This window comes from Chitinivibrionia bacterium (genome assembly GCA_009779925.1).
In the GTDB taxonomy this organism is placed as follows: Bacteria; Fibrobacterota; Chitinivibrionia; order Chitinivibrionales; family Chitinivibrionaceae; genus WRFX01.
Genome location: WRAZ01000001.1, coordinates 101,587 through 126,198 on the forward strand (window position 1 = coordinate 101,587; position 24,612 = coordinate 126,198).

20 protein-coding genes are annotated in these 24,612 nt (G+C 42.9%); 5 read left to right on the forward strand and 15 right to left on the reverse strand.

Annotated features, from left to right (window positions below; all coding sequences use genetic code 11):
- Positions 1–32 precede the first annotated feature (32 nt).
- The 3 genes from FWE23_00485 to FWE23_00495 form a co-directional block, all read right to left on the reverse strand.
- Entirely contained in the window at positions 33–215 is a 183-nt protein-coding gene (locus FWE23_00485) for a YjfB family protein (protein MCL2843922.1), read from the reverse strand.
- A gap of 69 nt (positions 216–284) precedes the next feature.
- A complete protein-coding gene (cysK, locus tag FWE23_00490) occupies positions 285–1,205 on the reverse strand; it encodes a cysteine synthase A (protein MCL2843923.1) in 921 nt (306 codons plus the stop codon).
- 9 nt (positions 1,206–1,214) lie between these two features.
- Entirely contained in the window at positions 1,215–2,504 is a 1,290-nt protein-coding gene (locus FWE23_00495) for an O-acetylhomoserine aminocarboxypropyltransferase/cysteine synthase (GenBank protein ID MCL2843924.1), read from the reverse strand.
- A 350-nt stretch (positions 2,505–2,854) separates the two neighbouring features.
- Here FWE23_00495 and FWE23_00500 point away from each other — a divergent pair, with 350 nt between their 5' ends.
- Complete coding sequence (locus FWE23_00500; GenBank protein MCL2843925.1) at positions 2,855–3,136, forward strand: hypothetical protein; 282 nt, start codon at positions 2,855–2,857, stop codon at positions 3,134–3,136.
- A gap of 68 nt (positions 3,137–3,204) precedes the next feature.
- Here FWE23_00500 and thiH read toward each other — a convergent pair whose 3' ends face one another.
- From thiH to FWE23_00515, 3 genes are read right to left on the reverse strand one after another with little or no spacing between them, the layout of a single operon-like run.
- Positions 3,205–4,278, reverse strand: coding sequence for a 2-iminoacetate synthase ThiH (gene thiH / locus FWE23_00505; protein ID MCL2843926.1), 1,074 nt, complete (start codon positions 4,276–4,278; stop codon positions 3,205–3,207).
- A 37-nt stretch (positions 4,279–4,315) separates the two neighbouring features.
- Positions 4,316–6,166: a DNA helicase RecQ gene (gene recQ, locus FWE23_00510; protein ID MCL2843927.1), complete on the reverse strand. Its 1,851-nt coding sequence runs from the start codon at positions 6,164–6,166 to the stop codon at positions 4,316–4,318.
- On the reverse strand, positions 6,167–6,742 hold the full coding sequence (locus FWE23_00515; protein MCL2843928.1) for a GTP pyrophosphokinase: 576 nt from the start codon (positions 6,740–6,742) through the stop codon (positions 6,167–6,169).
- Positions 6,743–7,082: 340 nt separating this feature from the next.
- Here FWE23_00515 and FWE23_00520 point away from each other — a divergent pair, with 340 nt between their 5' ends.
- Positions 7,083–7,688: a hypothetical protein gene (locus tag FWE23_00520; protein MCL2843929.1), complete on the forward strand. Its 606-nt coding sequence runs from the start codon at positions 7,083–7,085 to the stop codon at positions 7,686–7,688.
- A 303-nt stretch (positions 7,689–7,991) separates the two neighbouring features.
- Complete coding sequence (locus tag FWE23_00525; protein ID MCL2843930.1) at positions 7,992–9,623, forward strand: OmpA family protein; 1,632 nt, start codon at positions 7,992–7,994, stop codon at positions 9,621–9,623.
- A 43-nt stretch (positions 9,624–9,666) separates the two neighbouring features.
- On the opposite strand, the gene FWE23_00530 is transcribed toward FWE23_00525, so the two are convergent.
- The 5 genes from FWE23_00530 to FWE23_00550 form a co-directional block, all read right to left on the reverse strand.
- Positions 9,667–11,325 (reverse strand): thioredoxin family protein, encoded by a 1,659-nt coding sequence (locus FWE23_00530; protein MCL2843931.1) that lies wholly within the window; start codon positions 11,323–11,325, stop codon positions 9,667–9,669.
- Between the two features lie 25 nt (positions 11,326–11,350).
- Complete coding sequence (gene rpmA, locus FWE23_00535; GenBank protein ID MCL2843932.1) at positions 11,351–11,611, reverse strand: 50S ribosomal protein L27; 261 nt, start codon at positions 11,609–11,611, stop codon at positions 11,351–11,353.
- Positions 11,612–11,629: 18 nt separating this feature from the next.
- Positions 11,630–11,944: a 50S ribosomal protein L21 gene (rplU, locus tag FWE23_00540; GenBank protein MCL2843933.1), complete on the reverse strand. Its 315-nt coding sequence runs from the start codon at positions 11,942–11,944 to the stop codon at positions 11,630–11,632.
- 89 nt (positions 11,945–12,033) lie between these two features.
- Positions 12,034–13,638: an Rne/Rng family ribonuclease gene (locus tag FWE23_00545; protein ID MCL2843934.1), complete on the reverse strand. Its 1,605-nt coding sequence runs from the start codon at positions 13,636–13,638 to the stop codon at positions 12,034–12,036.
- Between the two features lie 121 nt (positions 13,639–13,759).
- Positions 13,760–15,097 (reverse strand): LPP20 family lipoprotein, encoded by a 1,338-nt coding sequence (locus tag FWE23_00550; protein MCL2843935.1) that lies wholly within the window; start codon positions 15,095–15,097, stop codon positions 13,760–13,762.
- A gap of 163 nt (positions 15,098–15,260) precedes the next feature.
- Here FWE23_00550 and FWE23_00555 point away from each other — a divergent pair, with 163 nt between their 5' ends.
- Positions 15,261–16,127 carry an RNA polymerase sigma factor RpoD/SigA gene (locus tag FWE23_00555; protein ID MCL2843936.1) on the forward strand — a complete coding sequence of 289 codons (867 nt, stop codon included), beginning with the start codon at positions 15,261–15,263 and terminating at the stop codon, positions 16,125–16,127.
- A gap of 63 nt (positions 16,128–16,190) precedes the next feature.
- On the opposite strand, the gene FWE23_00560 is transcribed toward FWE23_00555, so the two are convergent.
- The gene (locus FWE23_00560) at positions 16,191–17,450 is read right to left on the reverse strand and encodes an MFS transporter (GenBank protein MCL2843937.1); all 1,260 of its coding nucleotides are present in this window, start codon (positions 17,448–17,450) and stop codon (positions 16,191–16,193) included.
- Between the two features lie 120 nt (positions 17,451–17,570).
- Here FWE23_00560 and FWE23_00565 point away from each other — a divergent pair, with 120 nt between their 5' ends.
- A complete protein-coding gene (locus FWE23_00565; protein ID MCL2843938.1) occupies positions 17,571–20,063 on the forward strand; it encodes a hypothetical protein in 2,493 nt (830 codons plus the stop codon).
- Here the strand turns inward: FWE23_00565 and FWE23_00570 are convergent.
- The 3 genes from FWE23_00570 to ftsH are packed head-to-tail and all read right to left on the reverse strand — an operon-like array spanning position 20,055 to position 24,606.
- A complete protein-coding gene (locus FWE23_00570) occupies positions 20,055–21,362 on the reverse strand; it encodes a DUF1576 domain-containing protein (protein MCL2843939.1) in 1,308 nt (435 codons plus the stop codon). The genes FWE23_00565 and FWE23_00570 overlap by 9 nt on opposite strands.
- Positions 21,359–22,186, reverse strand: coding sequence for a dihydropteroate synthase (folP, locus tag FWE23_00575; GenBank protein ID MCL2843940.1), 828 nt, complete (start codon positions 22,184–22,186; stop codon positions 21,359–21,361). The genes FWE23_00570 and folP overlap by 4 nt, the downstream gene beginning before the upstream one ends.
- Positions 22,183–24,606 carry an ATP-dependent zinc metalloprotease FtsH gene (gene ftsH / locus FWE23_00580; protein MCL2843941.1) on the reverse strand — a complete coding sequence of 808 codons (2,424 nt, stop codon included), beginning with the start codon at positions 24,604–24,606 and terminating at the stop codon, positions 22,183–22,185. Before ftsH ends, folP begins: the two co-directional genes overlap by 4 nt.
- Between the last annotated feature and the right edge of the window lie 6 nt (positions 24,607–24,612).

Consider the following 24,612-nt stretch of genomic DNA (forward strand, 5'->3'; position numbering starts at 1 on the left):
AAAAAATCTACAGAAATTTTCGTTTGCTGTTTTCAGCCTCTTACATCAATGTTGCCGCCGACTGCTCCAAAATTCGGCGACTGTGGTATCGCCTGAAGTAAATCCATCACTTGCGTTGCCACAAAATCTTGAGTTTTTTTCAGCATTGAGAGATTAACCGCAGCTCTTGTTTCGCCTTGTTTCATTGCTGAAATGCTTGCCGCTGAAATATCCATAATTTTCCTCCTTGAAAATAAAAACAATCCCTTGCTTCTTATATCGGCAAAAAAGCGTAAAAACTTTAATTATTTTTCAAAAAGCCAAGTAGAAAGATACCTTTCACCGCTGTCGTTTGCGACGGTAATAATGTTTTTTCCTGCATTTTCGGGACGTTTTGCAAGTTCAACTGCCGCAAAAATGTTTGCTCCGCTCGAAATTCCGATAAGTAAGCCTTCTTCTTTCGCGGCGCGCCTTGCCCATTCGCCTGCTTCTTCTTCGGGAGCTTGGATAATTTCGTCAAAAAGCGCGGTATCTGCAATTTTGGGAATAAATCCTGCGCCTATTCCTTGGATTTTATGCGCTCCCGCTTGTCCGCCGCTTAAAACGGGCGAATTTTTAGGCTCGACGGCAACTATTTTTACGTCGCTTTTTTGGCTTTTCAAAAATCTTCCCGCGCCTGTAATTGTGCCGCCCGTGCCTACTCCCGCGACGAAAATATCGACTTTCCCGTCCAAATCATTCCAGATTTCGGGACCTGTCGTTTTTTGGTGAATTGCAGGGTTTGCGGGATTGGTGAATTGTCCTAAAATTATGCCGTTTCGCTCGTTTTTCAGTTTTTCGGCTTCATCAATTGCGCCTTTCATTCCCAAATTTGCGGGGGTCAGCACCAATTCTGCACCCAGTGCCGACAGCAATTTTCGTCGTTCAATGCTCATACTTTCGGGCATTGTAAGGATTAGTTTGTAGCCTTTTGCCGCGCAAATATACGCCAAAGCAACGCCCGTATTTCCGCTTGTCGGCTCAATTATCAGGGTATCATTTTTTATAAGTCCCTTTTCTTCGGCGTCGGCTATGAGCGCTTTTCCCAAGCGGTCTTTTACGCTCGAAAGCGGGTTGAAAAACTCTGCTTTAACCCAAATTTGCGCAGAAAGGTCGCCTGTAAGTTTGTTTAGTTTTACGAGCGGCGTTTTACCAACGCCGTCGATTATCGAATTTAACACAGCCATAAATTTCTCCTAAATTTCGAGCGCTTGTTGCAAATCGGCAATGATGTCTTTTGCGCTTTCAATTCCGATTGACAGACGAATTGTGTTCGGCTTTATTCCCTGCTCGCGCAATTCTTCGGGCGACGACTGCGAATGCGTTGTGGTTGCGGGGTGAATTACCAATGATTTCGCATCGGCGACGTTTGCCAAAAGCGAGAAAATTTGCAAATTGTCGATAAATTTCCAAGCCTCGTCTTGTCCGCCTTTTATTTCTATGCTGAATATGGAGCCTGCGCCGTTGGGGAAATATTTGTTATAGAGCGGCAAATCCGAATTGTTTAACGACGGGTGATTTATTTTTTCGACATTCGGGTGTTTTTGCAAAAATTCCAATACTTTTTTGGTGTTTTCGACGTGTCTTTCAACGCGCAACGACAAAGTTTCCAAGCCCTGCAAAAGCATAAACGCCGAAAACGGTGAAATCGCCGCTCCCGTATCGCGAAGCAAAGTTGCACGAATCTGAACGACAAACGCCGCTTTTCCGACCGCTTCGGCAAAAGAAAGTCCGTGATAACTTGCGTTCGGCTCGGTTATGGAGGCGAATTTTCCGCTTGCTTTCCAGTCGAAATTGCCGCTGTCGATGATTACGCCGCCCAAAGTTGTGCCGTGTCCGCCGATAAATTTTGTCGCCGAATGCACGACTATATCCGCGCCGTGTTCTATCGGGCGAAACAGATAGGGCGTTGCAAAAGTGTTATCGGCAATAAGCGGAATTTTGTTTTTGTGGGCGACTTCGGCGAGCGCCGCAACATCAATAATATTTGAATTGGGATTTCCGAGCGTTTCAATGAAAATCGCCTTGGTGTTCGGCTGAATTGCTTTTTCCAAGTCGGCGACATTCGGCTCTGCAAAAGTGGTTGTTATTCCGTAATTCGACAACGTGTGAGCGAGCAAATTGTAAGTTCCGCCATAAATTGTTCTTGCCGAAACTATGTGGTCGCCTGCGTGCGCAAGGTTCAAAAAAGTGTAGGTGATTGCCGCCGCGCCGCTTGCTGTTGCCAATGCCGCTACTCCGCCTTCTAATGCCGCTATTCTTTTCTCAAAAACGTCCTGCGTGGGGTTTCCCAGACGGGTGTATATGCCTCCCGCGTCTTTTAGTCCAAAGCGCGCCGCCGCGTGCTCCGCGTTATTAAAAACATAAGATGTCGTCTGATAAACAGGTACCGCTCGCGAGCCTGTTGTCGGGTCAGCCTCTTCTTGTCCTATGTGAAGCTGTTTTGTTTCAAATCCCCATTTTTCAATATTAGTTTTCTGTGCCATATTTTCTCCTTATTAAGATAATTTTTGAGAGAAAAATACTATTTTTGAAAGGAAAATAACGAAAATTCGTAAAACTATGCGAAAAAATTATAAAAAATTACCTCACCAACTCAAAATTCCAATCGTGGAACACTGCCTGCAATCCGTTTTTTGTAAGATGTTCGCTAATTTCGGTGATATTTGGGGAATTAAGACGAATAGAAACGATGGACTTCCGTTTTTACAGGTGTTTCGGTGGTATAAAAACACTAACTTTTCAATAAAAACGAGCGGGCGCAAAAAATCCGCTCGTTTTTGTTTTGGGCATAACGTATTTTTACATAAATTAAAATTCTCAAAGGAGATAATATATGACATTGCAGAGAACTGTAGATATAACAAGAGACAGACACGTCCGCTTAGATTTGCCTGTTCCGCAAGGTGTACCTGTCGGTAAAGCCAAGATTAAAATTGTTTTTGTGTCATATCCAAATCAACAATCAATTGCAAAAACACGCACGCCGATAAAAAAGAATAAAACGTTTAAGCAACGACTTATTGATTTTTACGGCGCAGATTACGACCCTGCCAAAATAAGAGAAGAAATTAAAGAAGTGGATTGGGGAAAACCTGTCGGCGAGGAAGTATGGTAAAACAAGGCGATAGAGTAATTTTTTTACATACGAAACAACAACAAAATTTTTCCCAAACCAAAGGTTTTCTACCTCACCAACTCAAAATTCCAATCGTGGAACACCGCCTGAAGTCCGTTTTTTGTAAGATGTTCGCTAATTTCGGTGATATTTCTTTCGTCGGCGATTTCAAACTGTTCGCCGCTTTCGCCGTTTTCGCCTACCGATGTTGAAACGCCCGCCGAAATTTTTGTTATGCCGAAATTCAAAAGTCCGTTGCGCATTTTCTCTGTTTCGCGGGTGGAAAGCGTTATCGGCACACTCGGAAACGCAATTCTGAACGCCGCAATAATTCTTGCGTAAAATTTATCGCTTATTTCAAAATACTTAATGTCGCCGCCGTTTTCTATTGGGCGAATTCGCGGAAATGAAACGCTTACTTCGGTTTCGGGGAAATTTCTTTGCAGCCAATCGGTGTGTATCGCCATTGCCGCAAGTTCGTTTTTGGGGTCGCCCAAACCCAGAAGCGCGCCGAGTTGTACGCCCCGCATTCCTGCTTCACACGCTCGCACAAGCCCGTTAAGTCGCCACGAATAATCCTTTTTGGGACCGTATAAATGATATTTTTCGTAAAGTTCTCGGTCGTAAGTTTCCTGATACATTGTTATGGAGTCAATATTAGTTTCGTCAATCAATATCTTGTATTGTTCGGCGGTCATCGGATAAACTTCTATGCTTATCGCCGAAAAATATTGCCTGATTATTTTAAGCGCGTTTTTGACATACTCAAAATTGCAAATATTAGGCGCTTCGCCCGTCAAAACAAGGATTTGGCGCAGTCCCGTTTCGGCGATTTTTTGGCATTGCTCGTGAATTTCCTTTTCGTCAAGTTGTTTTCGCCCGATTTTGTTGTCTCTGTAAAACGCGCAATAAATACAGCCGTTTTCGCAGTAATTAGATATATAAAGCGGCGTAAAAAGTTTTATGGTATTGCCGAAATGTTGGCGGGTGAGCCGCTTTGCCTCGTTAGCCAAAGTTTCCAAATCGTAAGTTTTTTCGTCCAAAAGCTCTATCATTTTTGCGGCGGGCGCGCTTATCGGGGACAGTCCCCACCGCTTCTCTTGCGAGTAAAACAGGTCTATTTCTTCTTCAAGTGTGCGCATAATTTTTTATCTCTCCGATGTTTTTTGTGGGAAAATACTATTTTTCCTTAAACTCCCTGATACATTCCAGAAATTTTTCGCCGTATTTCTCCATTTTGCTTTTTCCGACGCCTGAAACTTGCAAAAATTCGCTTTCGTTTGCGGGCATTTTGTTTGCCATATCAATGAGCGAGGAGTCGGGGAAAACTATGTAAGCGGGAACTTTTGCTTTGTTTGCCAATTCTCGACGTAAATTTTTGAGCGTCGCCAACAAATCGTTGTTTGCGGTTTGAATATCGGCGGCGGGCGAACGTCTTTTTTCTTTCGCGGATTTGGTTTTTACGCTTACCATATCTTTTCTGAAAGACATTATTATTTGCTTTCTTTCGCGCAGAATTTCGCCCGATTTCGAGGTTAATTTTATTATCGGATATTTATCGTCCGCTGTTTGTTGCAAAAAATCTTCGTTAATTAAATAGTCGCAGATACTTCGGATTTCTCGCTCGGTTTGCTCTCTCATAATTCCGTAAGTGCTTAGTTTATTTAAGCCTAATTCTGCCATTTTATCGTTTGCGCTTCCTCGTAAAACTTCTATGACCCGCGTAATTCCAAACCTTTGGTTCATTCTTGATACGCAGGACAAAATCTTTTGCGCGTCAACGGTAATGTCTCTTTCTTCTATCGGATTTTTGTTGTCGCAGTTGCCGCAATTTCCGCATTTTACGTCTTCGCTGTCGCTGAAATATTCCAATATATATTCTCTGAAACAAGTTGCGCTTCTGCAATAATTTACCATTTTCGTCAAGCGTTCTTTGTCGCGTTTTTGAATGAGTTCGACCTCTTCCGGCGACAGTTCGGGATTGTTTTCGCCGACTTTTTCTATGAAACCTTTAATCGTAATTATGTCTCTGTCCGAGAAAAACAGAAGGCATTGCGCGGGCGTCCCGTCTCTTCCTGCGCGTCCTGCTTCTTGGTAATATCCCTCAATGTTTTTTGGCATATTGTAGTGGATTACAAACGATACGTTGCTTTTGTCAATTCCCATTCCGAAAGCGTTTGTTGCGACGATAATTTTTTTGCGGTCATAAATAAAATCGTCTTGGTTAATTTTGCGCTCATTGTTTTCGAGCCCTGCGTGATAGCGGGTTGCGTCAAAGTTGTCGTTTTGCAGTTTTTCGGTGATTTCTTCAACAATTTTTCGCGTGGAGCAATAAATTACACCGTTTTTTTCTTCGTTTTCTTTTAGATATTTCACTAATTCTTCGTATTTGTTTTTTGGATTTTTAACGTCGAAATACAAGTTTTCCCGATTAAATCCCGTAGTCATAATAAATGGGTCGCGCAAATCCAAAATTTTGGCAATATCCTCTTTTACGTCTTGTGTGGCGGTTGCGGTAAATGCGGAAATCACAGGGCGTTCGGGCAGGTTTTCGATAAACGAGCAAATTTTAAGATAGCTCGGACGAAAATCGTTGCCCCAATGCGAAATGCAGTGCGCTTCATCTATGGTTATCATAGAAATATTTAACTTCTTGGCAAATTCGGCAAAATGCGGCGCGTCGAGGCGTTCGGGGGCGACATAAATCAGTTTATATTGACCGCGACGAGCGTTATCGAAGACTTTTTTTGTTTGCTCCCAAGTTAATTCGGTGTTGATAAAAGCCGCAGGAATTCCGTCTTCCACAAGTCCCAAAACTTGGTCGCGCATTAAGGAAATCAACGGAGAAATGACAATGGTAATCCCGTCCAAAAGCATAGCGGGCACCTGAAAACAAACGGACTTTCCCGCACCCGTCGGCATTACAGCCAAACAGTCGCGTTTCTCCAGAATAGCGTCGATTATTTCCGCCTGTCCTTTTCTGAATTCAGAATATCCGAAGTATTCTTTGAGAATGTCGTGTTTGGTCATTTATTTTACAAAGCCTCTTTTATACATTCTGTGGTGTTGAATATTGGTTTCAATGTTTTTTTCGTCCCAAATTTGTAATTCCCAAGGGAAAAAATAATTCAGTTTGTTTTTGAAATAAACGTGAAGCGCTTTGTAGCCGTCCTCTGCATTTTCGCCTTTTTCGTACCAGTTTTTTAAGCCGAGTTTTTCTTCCCACGGAGACAGGTTTTCTCTTATTTCGTTGTAAAGTTCGGTTTTCACGATTATTCTTGCTCCGAATATGTCGTTTAGCCAATTGCTGACGGGATATTGATTTTCTTTTTGGCTAAAACGTTCGATTTTATCCGTTAAACTTTCCATAGTTTTTACTCGATAAAGAAACCTTAAATCTTTTTGAATTAATTCCCAAATATAATCGTTTATGCTTTCGTGCAAATTAAGTCGATACAGGCGAATGTGGTCGAACGGAATATGGCGAATAGTTTTCGCCAAATTTATTTTTTTTTCGTCGCAATCAAAATAGTAGTCGGAGAATTTTTTATGCACTTCGTTAATACCCGACACGAGTTCTTCGACTTTTTTTAGTTCGTGTATCATTTTTTCTCCTTTTTTGGAGTAAAATACTATTTGCCAAAAAACAAAAGTTAGCGGAAATGCTAAGTTCCCACAAAAAACCGCCCAATCTCCGACTTTCGTCTTATATGTAGCGTTTTCGTAAAAAACTAAACACTGTTTTAATCAGCGATTTAATCAGTGGTTAACTAATATATTATCCATTATTTTTTCTGAAACAGAATAAGATACAATAGAAATGGGTAAAAAAACTATCAAACCGCCGCAGTGCTCCGAAATAAATAGTATTTTCTCCCCGTTCTTTGGCAAAAAAATGAAAAAATTATTTTCTCAAAGGCGAATATTAAAAAATTTAGGAAAAAATATGAGCGACAATCTGAGTGTAATGACTGTGAACAGGAAACAAATCGAAAATTTGCCTATTAAAAAAATAACGATGGGCGAACTAATAAGTCAAACAGAAGCCAAAGAAATTGTAAGAAAATTTCCCCAAGCAATTGCAAATGATAACGGAGGACAAACGGTGCTTGTCCCTGTTGCAACGGCAACCAAAATAATAAGTTCTAAAAACAAAAACGCTATTAAAATTATAAAAGACATTCCTGAACTTTACAGAACATCTTTTAGATTTTTAATAGAGCCTGAAATTGTATATCCGGGGCATAAAGCACACCCTAACATAAAGGCGTTTCATCATTATATAAACAAGTTTACCGACGGAAAAAATGTTTTTTTTATTAGGTTTACCGTTTCCGAAAACAATGTAAAAAAAGGCAATGTAGAAAGAAACGAATTACACGCTACAACGGTTAGTGACGTGCAGGTATATAAAAATAGCGACCTCTTACAACTCGACCCCGTAAATGGACGGGCGGAAGCAAGCAGGTCGCCTTTTACAGACAAAAAACTACAAGAGTTTTTTGCTTCTGATAAGAATATACCAAATAATTCCCCGAAAAGTCAAGAGTAAAATGAAAATTTGTATTTTTTTGTAATTTCTCACAAAAAAAACATCAAACTGCCACCTCGCCCCAAACAAATAGTATTTTATTGGTGCGAAAACTTTGAATTGTTGGAATTTTGTTCTGACTTTTCATATATTTATTTCTGTTTTTAACAGAGCTACGTAAGCCAACCTTTATTAGGTTGTTCTGCCTGCGTGGTCTGTTATTATCAATATATGGATTTATTCAAAGTTTTCGCAAAATTATGAATTTTGGCGGAACAGCCTTTGCTTGTTCTTGCTTTAACTTTTTTACAGGAGGTTGCTTTTATGGGCAGGTTTTTTAAGGTGTTGACGGCGGTGATGGTTGCTACGAGTGTGGTGTGGGGGCAATGCGGAAGCCAAATATTACAAGGGGTTAATTTTCGGATTGGAAGTGCAGAATTGCTTCTCGAATCACATTGGGTACTTGACAATATTGCTAATTTCATTCTCAGTTATCCTAATGTCTCATTTGAAATACAAGGACACACTTCTGCTGAGGGGGTTTTTTCCGAGCGAAGAGTAGAGAACAATTTGAGATTTTCGCAAGATAGAGCAAATTCGGTTATGGATTATCTCATACAACAAGGCGTTCCAGCTAGTCAGCTTCGTGCCGTTGGCTATGGAGAAGGTTATCCCATCGCAGATAATGCTACACAAGCAGGTAGAGAACAGAACAGGCGGGTTGTTTTGGTGGGTGGACATTCCACAGACGTAGCGGCGACTTGCACAACGCCGCAAATTTGCACAATTTGCGACAAAGTTCTTGTGGCGGCGCTCGGTCATAATTTACCGACTGCTTTTACTGTAAGAACTGCGGCGACCTGCATAGAAACAGGATTAGAATTCAGAAGATGTATGCGTTCAGATTGCACTCACGAAATAACAAGGGAAATACCGATTGACCCAACTGCGCACGATTGGGATGAGGGAATGGTAATACAAGAACTGACTTGTTTGACAAACGGTATCAGAGAGTACACCTGCCTAAATGATGCAACGCACACTAAACAAGAAATAACAACAGCATTGGGACACTTGCTTGATTGGCAGGAAACAACAGCGGCAACTTGCGAAGCGACAGGCGAAGAAACAGGAACTTGCACAAGGGGGAATTGTGAGCATAGCGAAAATCGTGAAATAGTGGCATTAGACCACGATTGGAGCGACTGGGAAATGATATTACCTGCAATTTGCGGAAGAGCTGGAGAAGAAGAAAGAATTTGTACAAGACGTGGTTGCGACCATAGTGAAAGCAACATAATACCTGCGCTGATACATAATTGGGGAACTTGGAGCACTTGGGGAGATACTACTGCAACTTGCACGGAAGCAGGCGACAGAACGAGAACTAGAAGCTGTAGTTTGTGCTATGAAGTAGGAAGGGAAATACTGCCTGTACCTGCATTAGGTCATCTTTGGAATAGTTGGAGTATTTGGAACGTTGCAGTTGAAGCAAGTTGCACGGCAGATGGAAGCAGAGAAAGAACAAGAACTTGCAACGCTTGCACCGAAACAGACAGCGAAACACGAGAAATACCGCAATTAACAGAATTAGATGGTTGCGCACCATCTTTAATTCGCAACAAACAAAACGCAGACAGCCGATACGGCATATTCCTTGAAAATGCCATCGTCTCAGATATGGCAAGAATTTCGGTGATAACTCCTGAGCCCGCAACGGTGAATTTGACGATATTCGATAATTTGGGCAATGTCGTGTTCGCTTCGACAGGCTCAGCGACCAGTTTTGCGCTCGGCTTATCGGTGGGTGAGCCTGTCGAACCCACCATCATCTGGAATTTGACCAATGCCGCAGGCAGATACGTCGCCAACGGCACGTATTTGATTGTGGTGGAAGCAACAGGTATCAGCGGCAGAAGATTTTCGTATTCCGCGAGAATTGGGGTGAATAGATAACATTCAAACACCAAGGGCAGGTTTAATTACACGAAACCTGCTCTTATCTTACTCTTTCCAACGCCTGCAAAACTGCGCCTCGGCTTACTATGTCTCTAAAAATTATGGGATTTGAAAAATCGTTTCCGTCGAAAATTGCCATAAAGGGTATGCTTCGGGAATTTAACATTTGCTTTAAATTCTGCGCTTCAATGTTTTCGTTTGTTAAATCGGCGCTTAATGCCAAAATGTTTCTTTCTGTCAAAATTCGGCGAATTTCAGGCGTTTCGTAAACTGTAATTTTGTTGTATTGACAGTTTAAACACCATCTTGCAGTGAATTGAACAATTACGCTCTGTCTGTTTCTTTGCGCTTCTTCGAATAATTCTTGCGAAAATTCTATCCAAACACTGTTTGAAACAGTGTTCAGAACACTGTTCGGTAGAATTCTGTGTGAGTGCGCGGAGAAAAGTAAATAGACTGCAAATAAAAGCAGAATTACGCCCAGTATTTTTTTGAGCGAATGTGAGTGTTTTCCGATTTTCTGCGAAATTTTTGCGCCGCCGAATACGCTCAAAACCATATACGGCGCGCTCATTCCCGCACCAACCGCCAAGAAAACTGCCAAGACGGCATTTGGTGTGTTGTCTATCAAAACCCAAGCAAAAATTGCACCCAAAAGCGGTCCCGAACAGGGGGTCGCCAAAATTGTGGCGCAAATTCCGCGGACGAAATTCCCGAAAAATGTGCTTTTGTCTTGCTTTCTTTCTAAATCGGCGACTTTTGAATTTGGCGAAAGAGTTAAAATGTCAAATAAAACTAACGCTCCGACTACCATAAATAATGCGAGAGCTGTGATAAAAATCGGATTTTGGAATTGTTGTCCCCACCAGATTTTTGCCTGAATTGCGACGATTGCCAAAAGCAAAAAAACAAAAATAATTCCTGCCGAAAACGCCAAACTTTTAAGAAACGCCGTTTTTTTGCTTGTGTTTTGTGAGAACGATAAGATTTTAATTCCCAAAACAGGCAAAACGCAAGGCATAAAATTCAGAATTATTCCTGCCAAAAACGCAATAAATATAGCCGAAAGTAATGAGAAGTTTTGCGGTGAAATATGTATGTTAAATACAATCAAATCATCGTCAGCCAAAGGAAATTTCTTTGCTTTTTCAAAAATGTATTTCAAATCCTTGTCAAAAACATTGCCGTTCGGTTCAATTTTGAGGCGCCGCGAAAACGGAATGCACGAAATTCGGCAATAACCACCCTCTATTTCTATATATACGGGCGGCGAAAAATATTTGCTCGAAAATGCAATAAAAATAATTGCCTCGTTTTGCCACGCCCAAAGCCAAAGTTCGGGCGGCTCATTTGGCGGCAAATATTTTTGTGGAGTGGTTTGTTTGGCAAAAAGAACGCCTGCGTTGTCGTCAAAATTTATGCGCAGTTCTCTGCCTACTCCCGGACCTTTGGGGTTGGAATAAAGATGGTAGTTCTCGGGAATGCCTATAATTATCGCGACAATGACCGTATCGCCTTTGTCCCAAAAAGACGTTTCAAACGAAAGTTCGGCTATGTTTGCATTTTCTTCTGCCGAAGCAAAAACGCTCTCGTTCTCAAAAAACGACAGAGGTAAAGAGGGAAGAGCGAACGCCGTCGCAACAAAACAAAAAAGCGCAAGAAATAAAATCTCTTGCGCTTTAATTTTAATCTTTTTCATTGCCGATTTGCAAATTAAAGAAAACTTATGCTACAACGGGGATAATTCTCGCAAATTTTCTGTCGCCCGCTTTTTTGTAGAAATCTACTTTGCCTTCGGTTTTTGCAAAAAGCGTATGGTCTTTACCCATACCGACGTTTTCACCCGCGTGAATTTTTGTGCCGCGCTGACGGATAATAATGCTTCCCGCGCTAATCAATTCGCCTGCGTATTCTTTAACTCCCAAACGTTTGGCGTTGCTGTCGCGACCGTTTTTTGTCGAGCCTTGACCTTTCTTGTGTGCCATATCTAAATCTCCTTTTCCTTACGCCGCTTTAATCGAAGTAATTTTAATTTTTGTGAAATCTTGACGATGACCGTTTCTTCTCTGATAGTCTTTTCTTCTGAGTTTTTTGACTACCAAAACCTTTTTTGAACGCCCGTGTTCCACAATTTCCGCTTTAACAACTGCGCCTGCAATTTCGGGTGTGCCGACAGTCGTTTTTGTTCCGTCGCTCAAAAGAAGAACGGATTCAAGAGTAATTTCTTGCCCGACTTCGCCATCTACAAGCGGAATTTCGAGCGTTTCGCCTTCGCTCACCTTATACTGAAAACCGCCTTGTTTTACAACTGAAACCATCTTTAAGTTTCTCCTCAAATCTATTAAATTTTTTTATTTTCCGAAAAGTGCCTACTAAAATAGTATATTGTTAAGCGCGTACGCAAGACCTATAAGTGTTTTTCTGTAATATCTTCGCCGTCTTCTTTTGTATATACCTCAAACTCGTCCTGTTCTAAGCGCGATGAAATCTCAAAAAACAACTTTATCTTGTGGTTGCTCTCTAATTGCGCCTGTAAGTTGTTTCTTTCGATGTAGTCAAAAAGAGTTTTGGAAGTGAGAATTTTTATGCGCGAAATTTGCCCGCCCTCTTCTGCCGCCGCTCTGTGAAGCCATCTGTCTAATTTTGAGGCGATTGTTTTGGTGGAGAAAATTCTTCCCAAGCCGTTGCAGGATGGGCAGACGTCCGTCATCATTTCGTTTATGCCGGGGCGTACTCGTTTTCGGGTCATTTCCATAAGTCCGAAGCGCGAAAGGTCTGTGCAGGCGGTATTTGTGGAGTCGTTTTTGAGGTATTCGCGCATTGTTTGCTCCAAAGTATGACGATTTTCGCCCTTTTTCATATCGATAAAATCCACAACAATTATGCCGCCGACGTCGCGAAGTCTGAGTTGGCGCGTTATTTCTTTCGCCGCTTCCATATTTACTGCGAAAACTGTATCTTCGAGCGTGTCTTCGGAGTTGTTTCGCCCCGAATTTACGTCGATTGCGAGCAACGCTTCCGTTTTGTCGAAATACAAATATCCGCCGCTTTTCAGCCAGATTTTTCGTCTGTGCGACTTGTCCAAATCTTTTTCTATTCCGTATGCGTCAAAAAGCGGAGTACTTTGTTTGTAAAGCGAAACTCTGCTCAGCATTTCGGGGGCGACATTGTTCAGATATACCACTATTTCGTTGTAATCTTCGGTGTTATCCACGAGAACTTCATCTACTTCGTTTGAAAAAAAGTTTTTTATTGACGATGTTATTATGTTTTGCTCTTTGTAAAGCAGGCACGGCTCTTCGCCTTCAAGTGATTTTCTCTGAACTTCGTCCCATTCGGCGACAAGCTGTTTGAGTTCGTTGTAAATTAACTCTTCGTCAACTTCCAAACCTATGGTGCGAACTATGCAACCCATTCCGTCGGGAAGCATTTCGCGAAGCACTTTTCTTAGGCGTTTGCGTTGTTTTTTGCCTGCGCTTTTCTTTGAAATGCCTATGTTTTCGTTGTCGGGAACAAGAACGGTGAAACGTCCTGCGAGCGAGATTTTTGTCATAACTTTCGGGCTTTTGTCGCCGATGGGCTCTTTGCAAACCTGAACAATAATTTCTTGTCCGTCTTCGAGCAGGTCTTCTATCGGCAGATATTTTCCGCCTTTCTTTTTGTCCGTCTCGCTTTCGGTTTCGTCATTGTTTACGGAGTCTGCTCTTTCTGCGGCTAATTGTTCGTCGTAGTCGTAATCGTCGTCGTCATCTTCGCTTTGTTCTTTTTCGAGGTCGGGAATAAGCGCCATTTCGATGTCGCTGACGTTCAAAAACGCGTTTTTTTCCAGTCCTATATCAATAAAAGCCGACTGAATACTTGGAACAACCCTGCTGACGCGACCTCTGTAAATATTACCGAGGATGCGGCATTCGTCGGGCTGTTCTACAATATATTCGGCGACTTTTCCGTCTTCAAGAATAGCAACCCTTTTTTGGGTCGCGGTAGAACTGAACAGTAATTTTTTTATCATTTATAACAACACTTTCTTTTCTGTAAAACACAAAAAATCAAAATTTATTTGCATAAAAATAAATTTTGCCGAAGACGTTCGCGCAAAAAATCACGATTTTCTGCGCGATTTGTCGTGAAATTTACTGACAACCGTCCAAAACTGCTCGGATTGCTTCTTGCATCGGAGAAAGATTTGCGCCCAAACGCATTTTTCTTACCCCGTCGGCGACGGCGCCCGTTCTTTGGTTTGCCATTCCGAGCTGATTTGCGCCTGCCGAAAATACAGTCGTGCCTCGTTGGTCGGAAACCGAAATAAGCACTTCGGCGGTTGAGCGAACAAACGTTCTTGCCGCCGAAACTCCCTGCACGGTTTCACCGGGCGTGTCGGAAACAGTGGCTGTAATTCTTGCGCAACTTGTCGCGCTGTTGGTTATTCCGTGTTCCGAGAACATTTGTAGTACTGCGCGTTCAATTTCGGCGCGTCCGTTTCGCAAGTCGTTCGATACCGATACCGAAATTCGCGCAGAAAGTTCTCGTGTTTGCACGGTGTAAGAAAAGCGCGCTTCGCCGATGGTTTCGCCGTTCCAGTCAATTTTTGCCGTAAATCTGTGAGTTCCGCGGGCTGTCGGGGCGCTGTCTCCAAGCATAAAATGCGCCAAACCTTCGTGGTTGGTAAGCGCGGTTGCCACTCTTCTTTCGTTGGCGTCAAAAAACAAAACGCGTATGTTTTCCGCTTCATTGCCGTCTGATTTTACCAAAACCGTAAATTCGAGTTCCGCCACATCTTCAATAAAAACTCTTTGGCTTTCTTCGCTTGCCGCAGTTATTCTCAGAGATGCCGCCAATCGCGCAATGTTTGCGGAAATCTGAGAGCGCGAAATGGGAACCCCGTCGGCTGTATTCAAGGTAGTCGCCGCAGAAAGCAGAGCTCGCTCGGCTTCTATCGCCGAAATTTTGTCGAAAGTCGAATTGTAAATCTGAAGTGCGAGGGCGATGTTTCCGTCTTTTTCTGCATTTTGCGCCTGCTTGTTCGCTTCAATCAATGCGTTGCGAAGTTCGGTAATTTTCATCCTTTGATGTGAAATAAATCTTTCTTTTTCGAGCGCCGCAAATGCAAAAAAATTGCCTTCGCGCGCCTCCGTCGCAATTATCTGCACGCCTTCAACGTTGCCTGCAACCGCCATTATGTGTGTTTGGTCGAATTGCGAAGTTGTCGTCGTTCGATTGTTTTCGGTGATTTGCACTTCCGTCAATAATGTCCGCGAATCGATGCTCGCCGAAATCTGTCTTCGGACTTCAACGATGGCGTTTTCTCTTGCCGTCGCTTCATTTGCTCCAATCCCGACTGCCGTAAAAAATCGGTTGCTCGGATATCTGAGCATCTGTCCTGTTTCGACCCAATCGTGTCCCGGCACCGTATTTTGCGCAAAACTTGCTATTGCAAGCAATAAAATAAAAAATAAAGATATTTTTTTCATATAAAAACCTTTCTGTTTCGGAATTTTGCCCATAAAATACTATTATTTGTACATATATAATATATAAAATTCAAAAAAAGTATAAAATTTAACGGAAATTCCGAAATTTGCTTGTGGAAAATAGTATTTTGCGTCTAACTATCTACGAAAAAGGGGTACATAGATGTCCGGTTCGGAAAAATACAGCATTTCTACGGAAGAAGAAAGCTTAAAACTATATCTCAAAGATATTACAAAATATAATCCGCTAACACCGGAACAAGAAAGAGAGACAGCTAAGAAAATCCGTGCCGGAGACGCTAAAGCCGAAGAAATGCTTATAAAGGCGAATTTGCGCTTTGTTGTCGGTGTTGCCATCGGCTACCAAAATCAAGGGCTTACATTGAGCGACTTAATAAATGAAGGAAACCTCGGTCTCATAAGAGCGGCGCGCCGTTTTGACGAAACCAAGGGCTTCAAATTTATCTCTTATGCTGTTTGGTGGATAAGACAGGCGATTTTGCAAGGACTTGCCGACCATTCAAGAATAGTAAAAGTTCCGCTTAACAGAGTTGCGACAATTTACGAAGTGAGCAAGGTTCGCGAGCAGTTAATGCAAAAATATTCCCGAAATCCCACTAACGCCGAAATAGCCGAAGCAATGGGAATGGGTGAAAACGACGTAATAAACTCACTGAAAATCAGCGGTCGCCACCGTTCGCTTGACGCGCCTCTGCGCGACGACGACGGCGGAGCATTGCTCGATACCATCGCCAACGACAGCATAGAAGACACCGACTCAAAAGCGCTCGAAAACTCGGTATCGTCCGAAATGTGCCGAATAATGCGCGACTTTTTGACCGAGCGCGAATACCTTGTCGTCCGTAAATATTACGGCATAGGCGAGGAAACGCACTACACTCTCGAAGAAATCGGTCAGCAAATGGACATCACCCGCGAACGAGTAAGACAGCTGAAAGACGGCGCACTTATAAAATTAAGACGTTCAAACAAAGCGCAGAAGTTGATTAAGAATATAATGATGCATTAAGTGAAGACTTTTTCGGTCATAAAATAAAAAAAAGGCGGGTATTTCTATCCGCTTTTTTTGTTTTCAATTCTGTTCAGCCATCTCTTTCGGTCTCTTCACAAACATTACGAAGAACACTGCCATCAGTATCATACCGACTGCGCCGCCGCGCATAAGTATGCTTGTTCCGAAATTGTGAATTACCGTTGCGCCGACTGCGCCGCCGATTACCGCCGCAAATACCGAGCGCGCTATGTACATTGTTGTTAAATAGGTTGCTTTCATATTTTGCGGAGCGTAAGAGTCGAGATAGTTTATTGTGCCGATAAAGTGCAGAGCAAACGACACGCCGTGAAGCATTGCGGGCATAAATTTCAAGATAAACGGCATATCGGGCGTAAGAAACGAGAGCAAAAGCAGTTGAAGCGCAATAAAGGAAATTCCTGACAGAAGTATATTTCTGCTTCCGAATTTATGGAGCAGTTTGTCGCTGTTTTTCATTATAAATATTTCGGGAATTGTCCAAAAAGCGTAAACCATTCCTATTTGAAGCGGTCCCGAAAGCACTTGCGCCCAAAAGAAACTGAAATACAACTCGGTTGTGCTCGCCATTATTATCCCTTGTATAAAAACAAAGATTAAAAAGCGCATAAACAGAAAATCTTTAAAGATGTATGCGTATGATATTTTTGGTTTTTTGACCATTACGGGACGCGCTTTTATTCCGAAAATTCCCAAAAACAACATCATTGCCGCGCCGACAAAGTATATCAGTCGATAATTTTCTCCGGTTTCGCTAAGGCTTACAAAGGTTAAAAGAACGCCGACCGTCAGCGCCGAAACAGCCCAGCCGTAAGTTCCCCAAATCCTGAAATTTCCGAATTTTTTGCGGTCGGAATGCTTGTTCAGATGGTGCAATGTTTCGCTGTCCACAAGAGGACCGAGCGAGGCGATAACAAAACTGTAAGATAAAACGGCAATAATGAAAAGCATTGCAAAGTTCGGAAGCGCTATGCTTGTGTGTGCGCCTAAAATTCCTATTGTTGTTGCAAAAACCGCTCCCATAAAAGCTAAAATGCTCACGAGTTTTTGACTTAAATTAAATTTGTCGCAAAGAACTCCGACGGATAAATTCGCAAAAAAGGCGACAACCGGACTTGCTGTGGCAATAATTCCTATTAAAAGCATATCGGGCGAGCCGTCTTCGGTAGTTAAAATGCGTTTGTAAAAAGCCATAGCGAACGGTTGTATTGAACCAAACGCCAAAAACATTATAAAATAAAGCGATTTTAGATAACGTCGCTCTTTTTTTATATTAACGGGATTTTCGACCGCCGTAAGCATTTTTTTCCTTTGGTTTATGAGAAAATAAGTAAAATAACAGCACTAAAATACTATATGGGCGCATTACAAGTTAAACAAATAGTATTTTTGTCTCCGAAAATAAAAAACCAAGGAGAACAAATGACTACACAACTCAGCAATACATTAGGCGCAAAAACCCCAAAATGGGCGCATTTTGCCATAATCGCTTTTATGCTGGCAATAATTATCGGCGTGTTTCACGAGTGGGCAAATCCCGACAAAATGCTTATTGCAAGCGACAGAGTAGCCAAATTCGGACCGCGAACTATTATGCGCGAGGGGTTAATGCAGGACGGGCAAATCGTTCAGTGGAACAGAGGGCTTTTGGGCGGAATGCCCACGGGCGACGCAATGATAGGCGACTACCTGCTCCCCATAACTTTCCCGTTTAACTATCTTATGCCTGCGTATCAAGGACAGCAGGGAAAACTGATTTTGCATCTGTTTTTGGGTGGACTGTTTTTCTATTTAATGCTTTTTAAGGCGTTCAAATTCCCCGTGTTTATTGCAGGAATTGGGGGAGTTTTTTATATGCTGAGCCCTGCGTTTTTCTCGACGGTATCTCCCGGACACGACGCAAAAATGGCGGTTATTGCAATGCTTCCGCTTATGGTTTGGATAGTAAAAGCGGGCTTGGACAGACCCGACCTCAAAAAACTCGTGTTTTTGGGTATAGTTATAGGATTTTCTTTGCTTACGGTTCACGTGCAAATGGTGTATTTTGCGCTTTGGGCAATCGGAGCGGTTTGGCTTTTTAACGGCATTCTGCTTTTCCAAAAAATTAGGCATAAAATCGGCGACGAACGAAAATCCGAGATAAAACTATTGCGAAACGGCACGCTTTTCTTTTGGGGCGGCGTGTTTTTGGGTCTTATGATTGGTGCGCCGCAGTTCTTGGTTTCTATGTTTTTTATACAGAACGCTCATTCGGTGCGCGGCGAAATCGACTTTGCAAAGGCGACTTCGTGGAGTTTGCATTTTGCGGAAATTATGTCGCTCTGGATTGCGGAATTCAGCGGCTGGTATCAATATTACTGGGGCGAAAACTTCTTTAAGTTAAATACGGAATACATCGGTGCCGCCGCTATGATTTTGGCAGTGCTTGCGTTTGTTTTTAAGCCGTCGAAATGGCGGATATTCTGGCTTGCGCTTTCTGTTTTCATTATGCTTTTGGCTGTTGCTGCGAACTCTCCCGGAATACGCTTTGGTCCGAACCCGCAGGACGTTATTTCGCTTTATATGTTTGCATATAATTTTATCCCCGGGATTGACCAATTCCGTGCAATGGGAATGATTATATTTGTCGCCGCGTTCGCAATAATTCTTTTGAGCGCGGTTGCATTAAAAGATATTTGGAACGAAGAATGGAAAAACTTCAGCCCCAAACGTCTCAAAAATACCAAAATCGGCTTGCTCGCCTCGGTCGGGGTAATATCGCTTATTTGCCTTGCTTTTGCGGATAAAGGATTTAATTTTGCATTCAGCGATATGTTCAGCGCGAATTTGGCGGGTAATCAGCAAGGAAACGGGGTGCAAATATGGGAGAGGAATTTCACCGAAAACTTCCTTCCCGCGCTCGGTATTTGGTGGATAATTGCAACGGCGATTTTGGTTTCGGTTTGGGCGACAGTTTGCGGCTACCTCAAAAAAGAGATTGCGATTGCTATAATTTTTATTCTCGGAATAATCGATATGCTCCGCGTCGGAACGCAGTTTGTGAATTTCCAAAGTAATGCGATTTACAGAAATACTCCTCCCGCCGTTGCTGAAGTTTTGCGGAGAACTAATATCGAAAGAGGCGGCGCTCCCGCTCGCACAATGGTTTTCCCGGAAGTTCAGCGAGTTTGGAACGAAAATATAGAGAGTTTTTGGGGACTTGAAGGCGTAAACGGCTTTCACGACAACGAACTTGTGCGCTACCGTGAGTTTCGCGCTCGCGGCGGTATGAATTATTTTGCGCCGATTTTCCAACGTGCTCAAATGGGTGTTGCCGACCCTGTTGCAGAGGGTTCAAATACGCTTAATCTTGCAGGTGTGCGCTATGTTTTCTTTTTTCCGCAAGGAGCAAGCAGGGCAGACCAGCTTATGTTTTTGGAGAACAGAAACGCAATGCCGCGCCTCGCATTTACCAATAGTTTTGTTGTAAAAGACGATTGGCAAGAGATTTCGCAGACCATAAACAATCCCGCGTGGCTTGCGCATAAAACCGCAATTTTGGAGCAAACGCCTTCATTTGTCTCGGCAGAAACAGATGGCGCCAATACAAATATTACTACGCGTTGGATAAAATATACTCCAAACCGCAGAATTGCGGAAGTCCAAGTTGAAACGCAAGGGCTTTTGCGCATAAGCGAAAGTTTTTATCCGTCGTGGGAAGTTTTTGTTAACGGTGAAAAGGCGCAGATTATAAACTCCGACCTTGCATTTATGGCGGTGGAAATTCCCGCGGGAACACACACAATAGAAATGAAAGTGGATTCGCTTTATATGCGTTATGGATTACTTGCCGCGCTTCCCGCATACATCTTTGTATTGGTCGTTTTGGGAATTGCGGCGGCGAAAAAAATACGGGAGAAGAAGAAGTTATCCTAAGTGAAATTCTTCTTCTATTCGCGCCTTTGTCTTGGCGAATGTGCTGTTAATAAAGCCTATAATCGGAATGATTATCACCACGACAAAGGCGCCTGCAAAACCGTTGTTATAAAGGTTAAGTCCGCCGTTTATGTCGCCCACAAATATGGCGATTGACACGTGCACAAAGCCTGTAATTATTCCCCAATGCCAGCCGTATTTACCTGCAATCGGCGCAAGTCCCGTGGAAAAAAGAATGGCAAGGGCGTTTTGAGGGTCGCCGACGTCCAAAAAGTTTATGTGCGCGGCGAATATGCTTCCTACAAGAATAGGAACGACGTTTCTGAGGCTTTTTCCTGCGGCGGCAAATCCCGAAATAGTAAAAATTCCCCCCAAAATAGGTCCGTTAATGGGTTTATCTAAAAGTAGCATAACGGTTGTTGCAAGCGCGCACAAAATTCCGATATTTACATAAGCGGTGTATTTGTACGTCCTGAAAAAATCGCTGTCGCTCGTGTCTCTTTCTCTTGTAAGAGACATAAATTTTCGTAGAGTGTTCTGGGGATTATCCGCAATTAAACCGAACAGAATAAGCACTCCCGCAATGGTGTAAGAAAGAACCGACAGAGGTAAAGTGTGCGTTATATCCCAATAGTATTCGGGATTGATTTCAAAGCCGAAACTTCTGAAAAGTCCCGCAAACATCACAGCTATAAAACCGCCCGCAATTCCGCCTTTGTAGAGACAATAATTTTTGTGAATAGGGACAGTTTTTTCTAAAACCACCGGAAAAATGAAGCCGACAAATATTCCGACCGCATAAGCCGCGAGGATTTTGAGAGGGGTTGTAAAATCGCCGAAAAACGCTATTTCACTGACTATCGGCGCGATTGTTCCTGCAATCATTGCCTGCAAAACAAGGTAGCGAAAATCCGTTTTTGTCGCCTTTCCGTAAAGCCACACGCCTCCGATTATCGGCAGTGTATTAAATATGTTTTTGCCGAAAAGCGAAAACCCCGCGGTCAAAAATATCGCGGCGATTACTCTTCCCGTAAGCTTGGTTTTGGTGGTCATAACAAGGACAAGCGTGAGAAGCACCTGAATTGCCGAATTTATAAGCGTTGCGCCGATACCTGCCAATGCAACGTAGTCGGTAATAAGAACGCTTCGGGATGTGTTTATTCTGTGCAGTCCTGCGAGTATGTCGCTCGGCGAATCCAAATAAAAGGCGAATGCCGCAAAAATTATGCAGATTATAAAAATAAGATAATCGTCGGCAGGGATTTTATTATGTTCGTGCGTTGTTGTGGCAAGGTTCATTTTTTACCTCCTGTAATAGATTTGAATACAGCAAGTTTTGCGCTCATTTTCAAAAAATCGACGGTCTCGGCGACGTCGTGCACGCGAAAAATTCTTGCACCGTTCAAATATGCCTGTCCGATTGCCGCAAGTCCGCCGTAAAGTCGATTTTTTGTTTCACTTTCGATTGTTTGGGCAATAAATTTTTTGCGGGAAGCGGCGTAAAGCATCGGGTAGTTATCAAAAGCGATTTTGTCGAGATTTGCGGTTAAAACAAGGTTATCTTCGTATCTTTTCGCGAAGCCTATTCCGGGATCGATAATTATTTTATCTCTCGATACGCCCGCAGAAATAAACAAATTTACCGAATTTTGCAACTCGTTTTTTACTTCCGTTATTACATCGTCGTAATGTGGGTTATCCTGCATTTTTTTTGGGCATTCTCGGCTGTGCATTACGATTGCTGTTGCGTTGTGTTTCGCAATTATTTTTGGAATTTTCGGGTCAAATCTTCCCGCGCTTACATCGTTTATCCAGTTTGCACCAAGGTTTAACGCCTGTTCTGCAACTTCGCTTTTTCGGGTATCGATTGAAATAGTCGTATCAAACCTTTTACGGATTTCCTCGACCGCAGGAATTACTCGGTTTAGTTCTTCGTCAAGGGGAACTTCATCGGAATTCGGTCTTGTGCTTTCGCCGCCGACGTCTATTATATCCGCGCCTTCTTCCGTCATTTTTGCGACGCGGTCGATTATTTTGCCTAAATCGCCAAAATACAATCCCCCGTCCGAAAACGAATCGGGGGTGATGTTTAATATTCCCATTACCTTAAAATCTATGTTCATTCTTTATTCTCGTCTTTTTCCTTTTTTGGTTTTTCTTCTGCGTGGTCGGCGGCATTTGCTTCTTCAAGCAACAATGATGCGCCTTCTGCAAGATAAATAATATCATCGGCAATTTTGATGTTTTTGCGATAGAATTTTATTTTTTTCTGCACGCTTTTAATGCTTTCCAGAAAGGACTTTATTTTCTTTCTGTCGGGCGGCGTTTTCTTTTCTTCTTCGGCGACTTTTGCTTCCAAAATTAAAATTATATCTTCTTCTTCGGCAATCCTTCTCTCAAAACCTTCAATAATTTGCTCGTTTTGCTTTGCTGTTTCATCGAAATGTTTGCGGGAAGTCGATATGTTTTCACCCTCCGACGAAATTTCGACCTTGTCGGTCGTTGCCCACGCTCTCATATCTATGGGCGCGAGGTCTTTATCACGGCTCTTTTTGGCGCGTTCAATGCCTGTTCCCGAAATAATTTTGTCTATTTCTTCTTTGTCCAAAAGCTCGTGTTCAATAAGCGCTTCGGCAAGCAGGTCGAGTTTTGCGCGGTGTTCTGTGAGTATTTTTATGGAACGCTCTTCTTGCTTCAGTATTATTCCTTTAACGAGGCGGTCTATTTCTTCCGCCATTTTTTCGGAGTAATTGCGCGATGTCATCTCATATCCCAAGTACGCTTCTTCTTCTTTTGCGCCCAAAGCAATGGGACCTGCTTCCGACATTCCGTATTCGCAAACCATTTTTCGCACTAAATCGGTTGATACTTTTATGTCGTTGGCGGCGCCTGTCGTAAAGTTGTCGAAAACTATTTTTTCTGCGGCGCGTCCGCCCATTGCTACGCAAATTCTGTCTAAAAGGTAATCTTTGGAATAGGAATGTTTGTCTTCTTCGGGGACGGAGTATGTAATGCCGAGCGCTCTGCCTCGCGGAATAATTGTAACTTTATGAAGCGGGTCGGCGTTTTCGCAATGAAGCGTACAAATGGCGTGCCCTGCCTCGTGATAAGCGGTCATTTTCCGCTCCTTTTCGGACAATACCATACTCTTTCGCTCGGTTCCCATTGCGATTTTGTCTTTTGCCTCTTCAAAATCAATCATACTCACTTTTTCCGCCTCAAAACGCGCCGCAAGAAGAGCTGCCTCATTCACTAAATTCGCCAAGTCCGCGCCGACAAAACCGGGAGTACCTTTGGCTATTGTTTCCAAATGAACGTCGTCGGCAAGCGGCAGGTTTTTGGTATGTACCTGCAAAATTTCTTCGCGACCTTTTACGTCGGGGACATCTACGACAACTTGTCTGTCGAAACGTCCTGCCCGAAGAAGCGCAGGGTCTAAGACGTCGGGTCTGTTTGTCGCGGCTACTACGATTACGCCCGAATTTTCTTCAAACCCGTCCATTTCTACGAGCATTTGGTTCAGTGTTTGGTCGTCGCCGTTTCCGCCTCTGAATTCAGAACTGCGTTTGCGACCTACCGCGTCTATTTCGTCTATGAAAATTATGCAGGGCGCTTGTTTTTTTGCGGTGTCGAACAAATCCCGAACACGAGAAGCACCCACGCCCACAAACATTTCCGTAAATTCACTTCCGCTCATAAAGAAAAACGGCACCTTTGCCTCTCCCGCAACTGCTTTGGCAAGTAGGGTTTTTCCTGTTCCCGGTGAGCCGAGAAGCAATACGCCTTTTGGAATTTTCCCGCCAAGTTTTTTGTACTTTTCGGACGATTTAAGGAAATCTACAATTTCTGCCAGCTCGTTTTTAGCTTCTTTCGCGCCTGCCACGTCGGCAAAGGTTTTGGTATTATTGTCCATCAGCTGTTTTGCCCGCGCTTTTCCGAAGCCGAACATCCCGCTCGCCGCTCCGCGCGCTCCTCTGAACATCATAAACAGAAAAATCGATAATATTATAAGCCACAAATTATTACTGATAAATTGCCAAAATCCGAATTGTTGTCCTAAAATTCTATAGGACATTCCTACTTCATTCCAGTATTCGACGGTTTGTGGGTCAAGCGGAAATGGTATGTTTACAAAAAAATGGACATTCGGAGAAGCGACTTGCGCAATTTGCGAAATAACGTTTGAATCGCTTAATAATCCTCTGAGTTGCGCAACGCCGTTTTCCAAAGGTCTGATTTCCGCCGAAATATTGAAGTTTTGTTCGGTTTGCTTTATTTGCAGAAGTTCTTGAAATTGGCTGTGTTCGAGCATTGCGGGACCTGTGTTATCCGACATTGTTCGCATAATCATAAACATCAAAGCAATAGATATAATCCATACTATAATTGCGCCGAACGGGTCATTGCCTCCGCCGCGTTTCAGTCTTCCCGAACGAGATGGCATAGAAACCTTTATAGGTTGCTCGCTGTTTTGGGGAGCCGCCGCGCCTATTTTGGCGCCGACATTATTGTAATTTTGCTCGATTTCTTTATCTTCCCGCATAAAAAT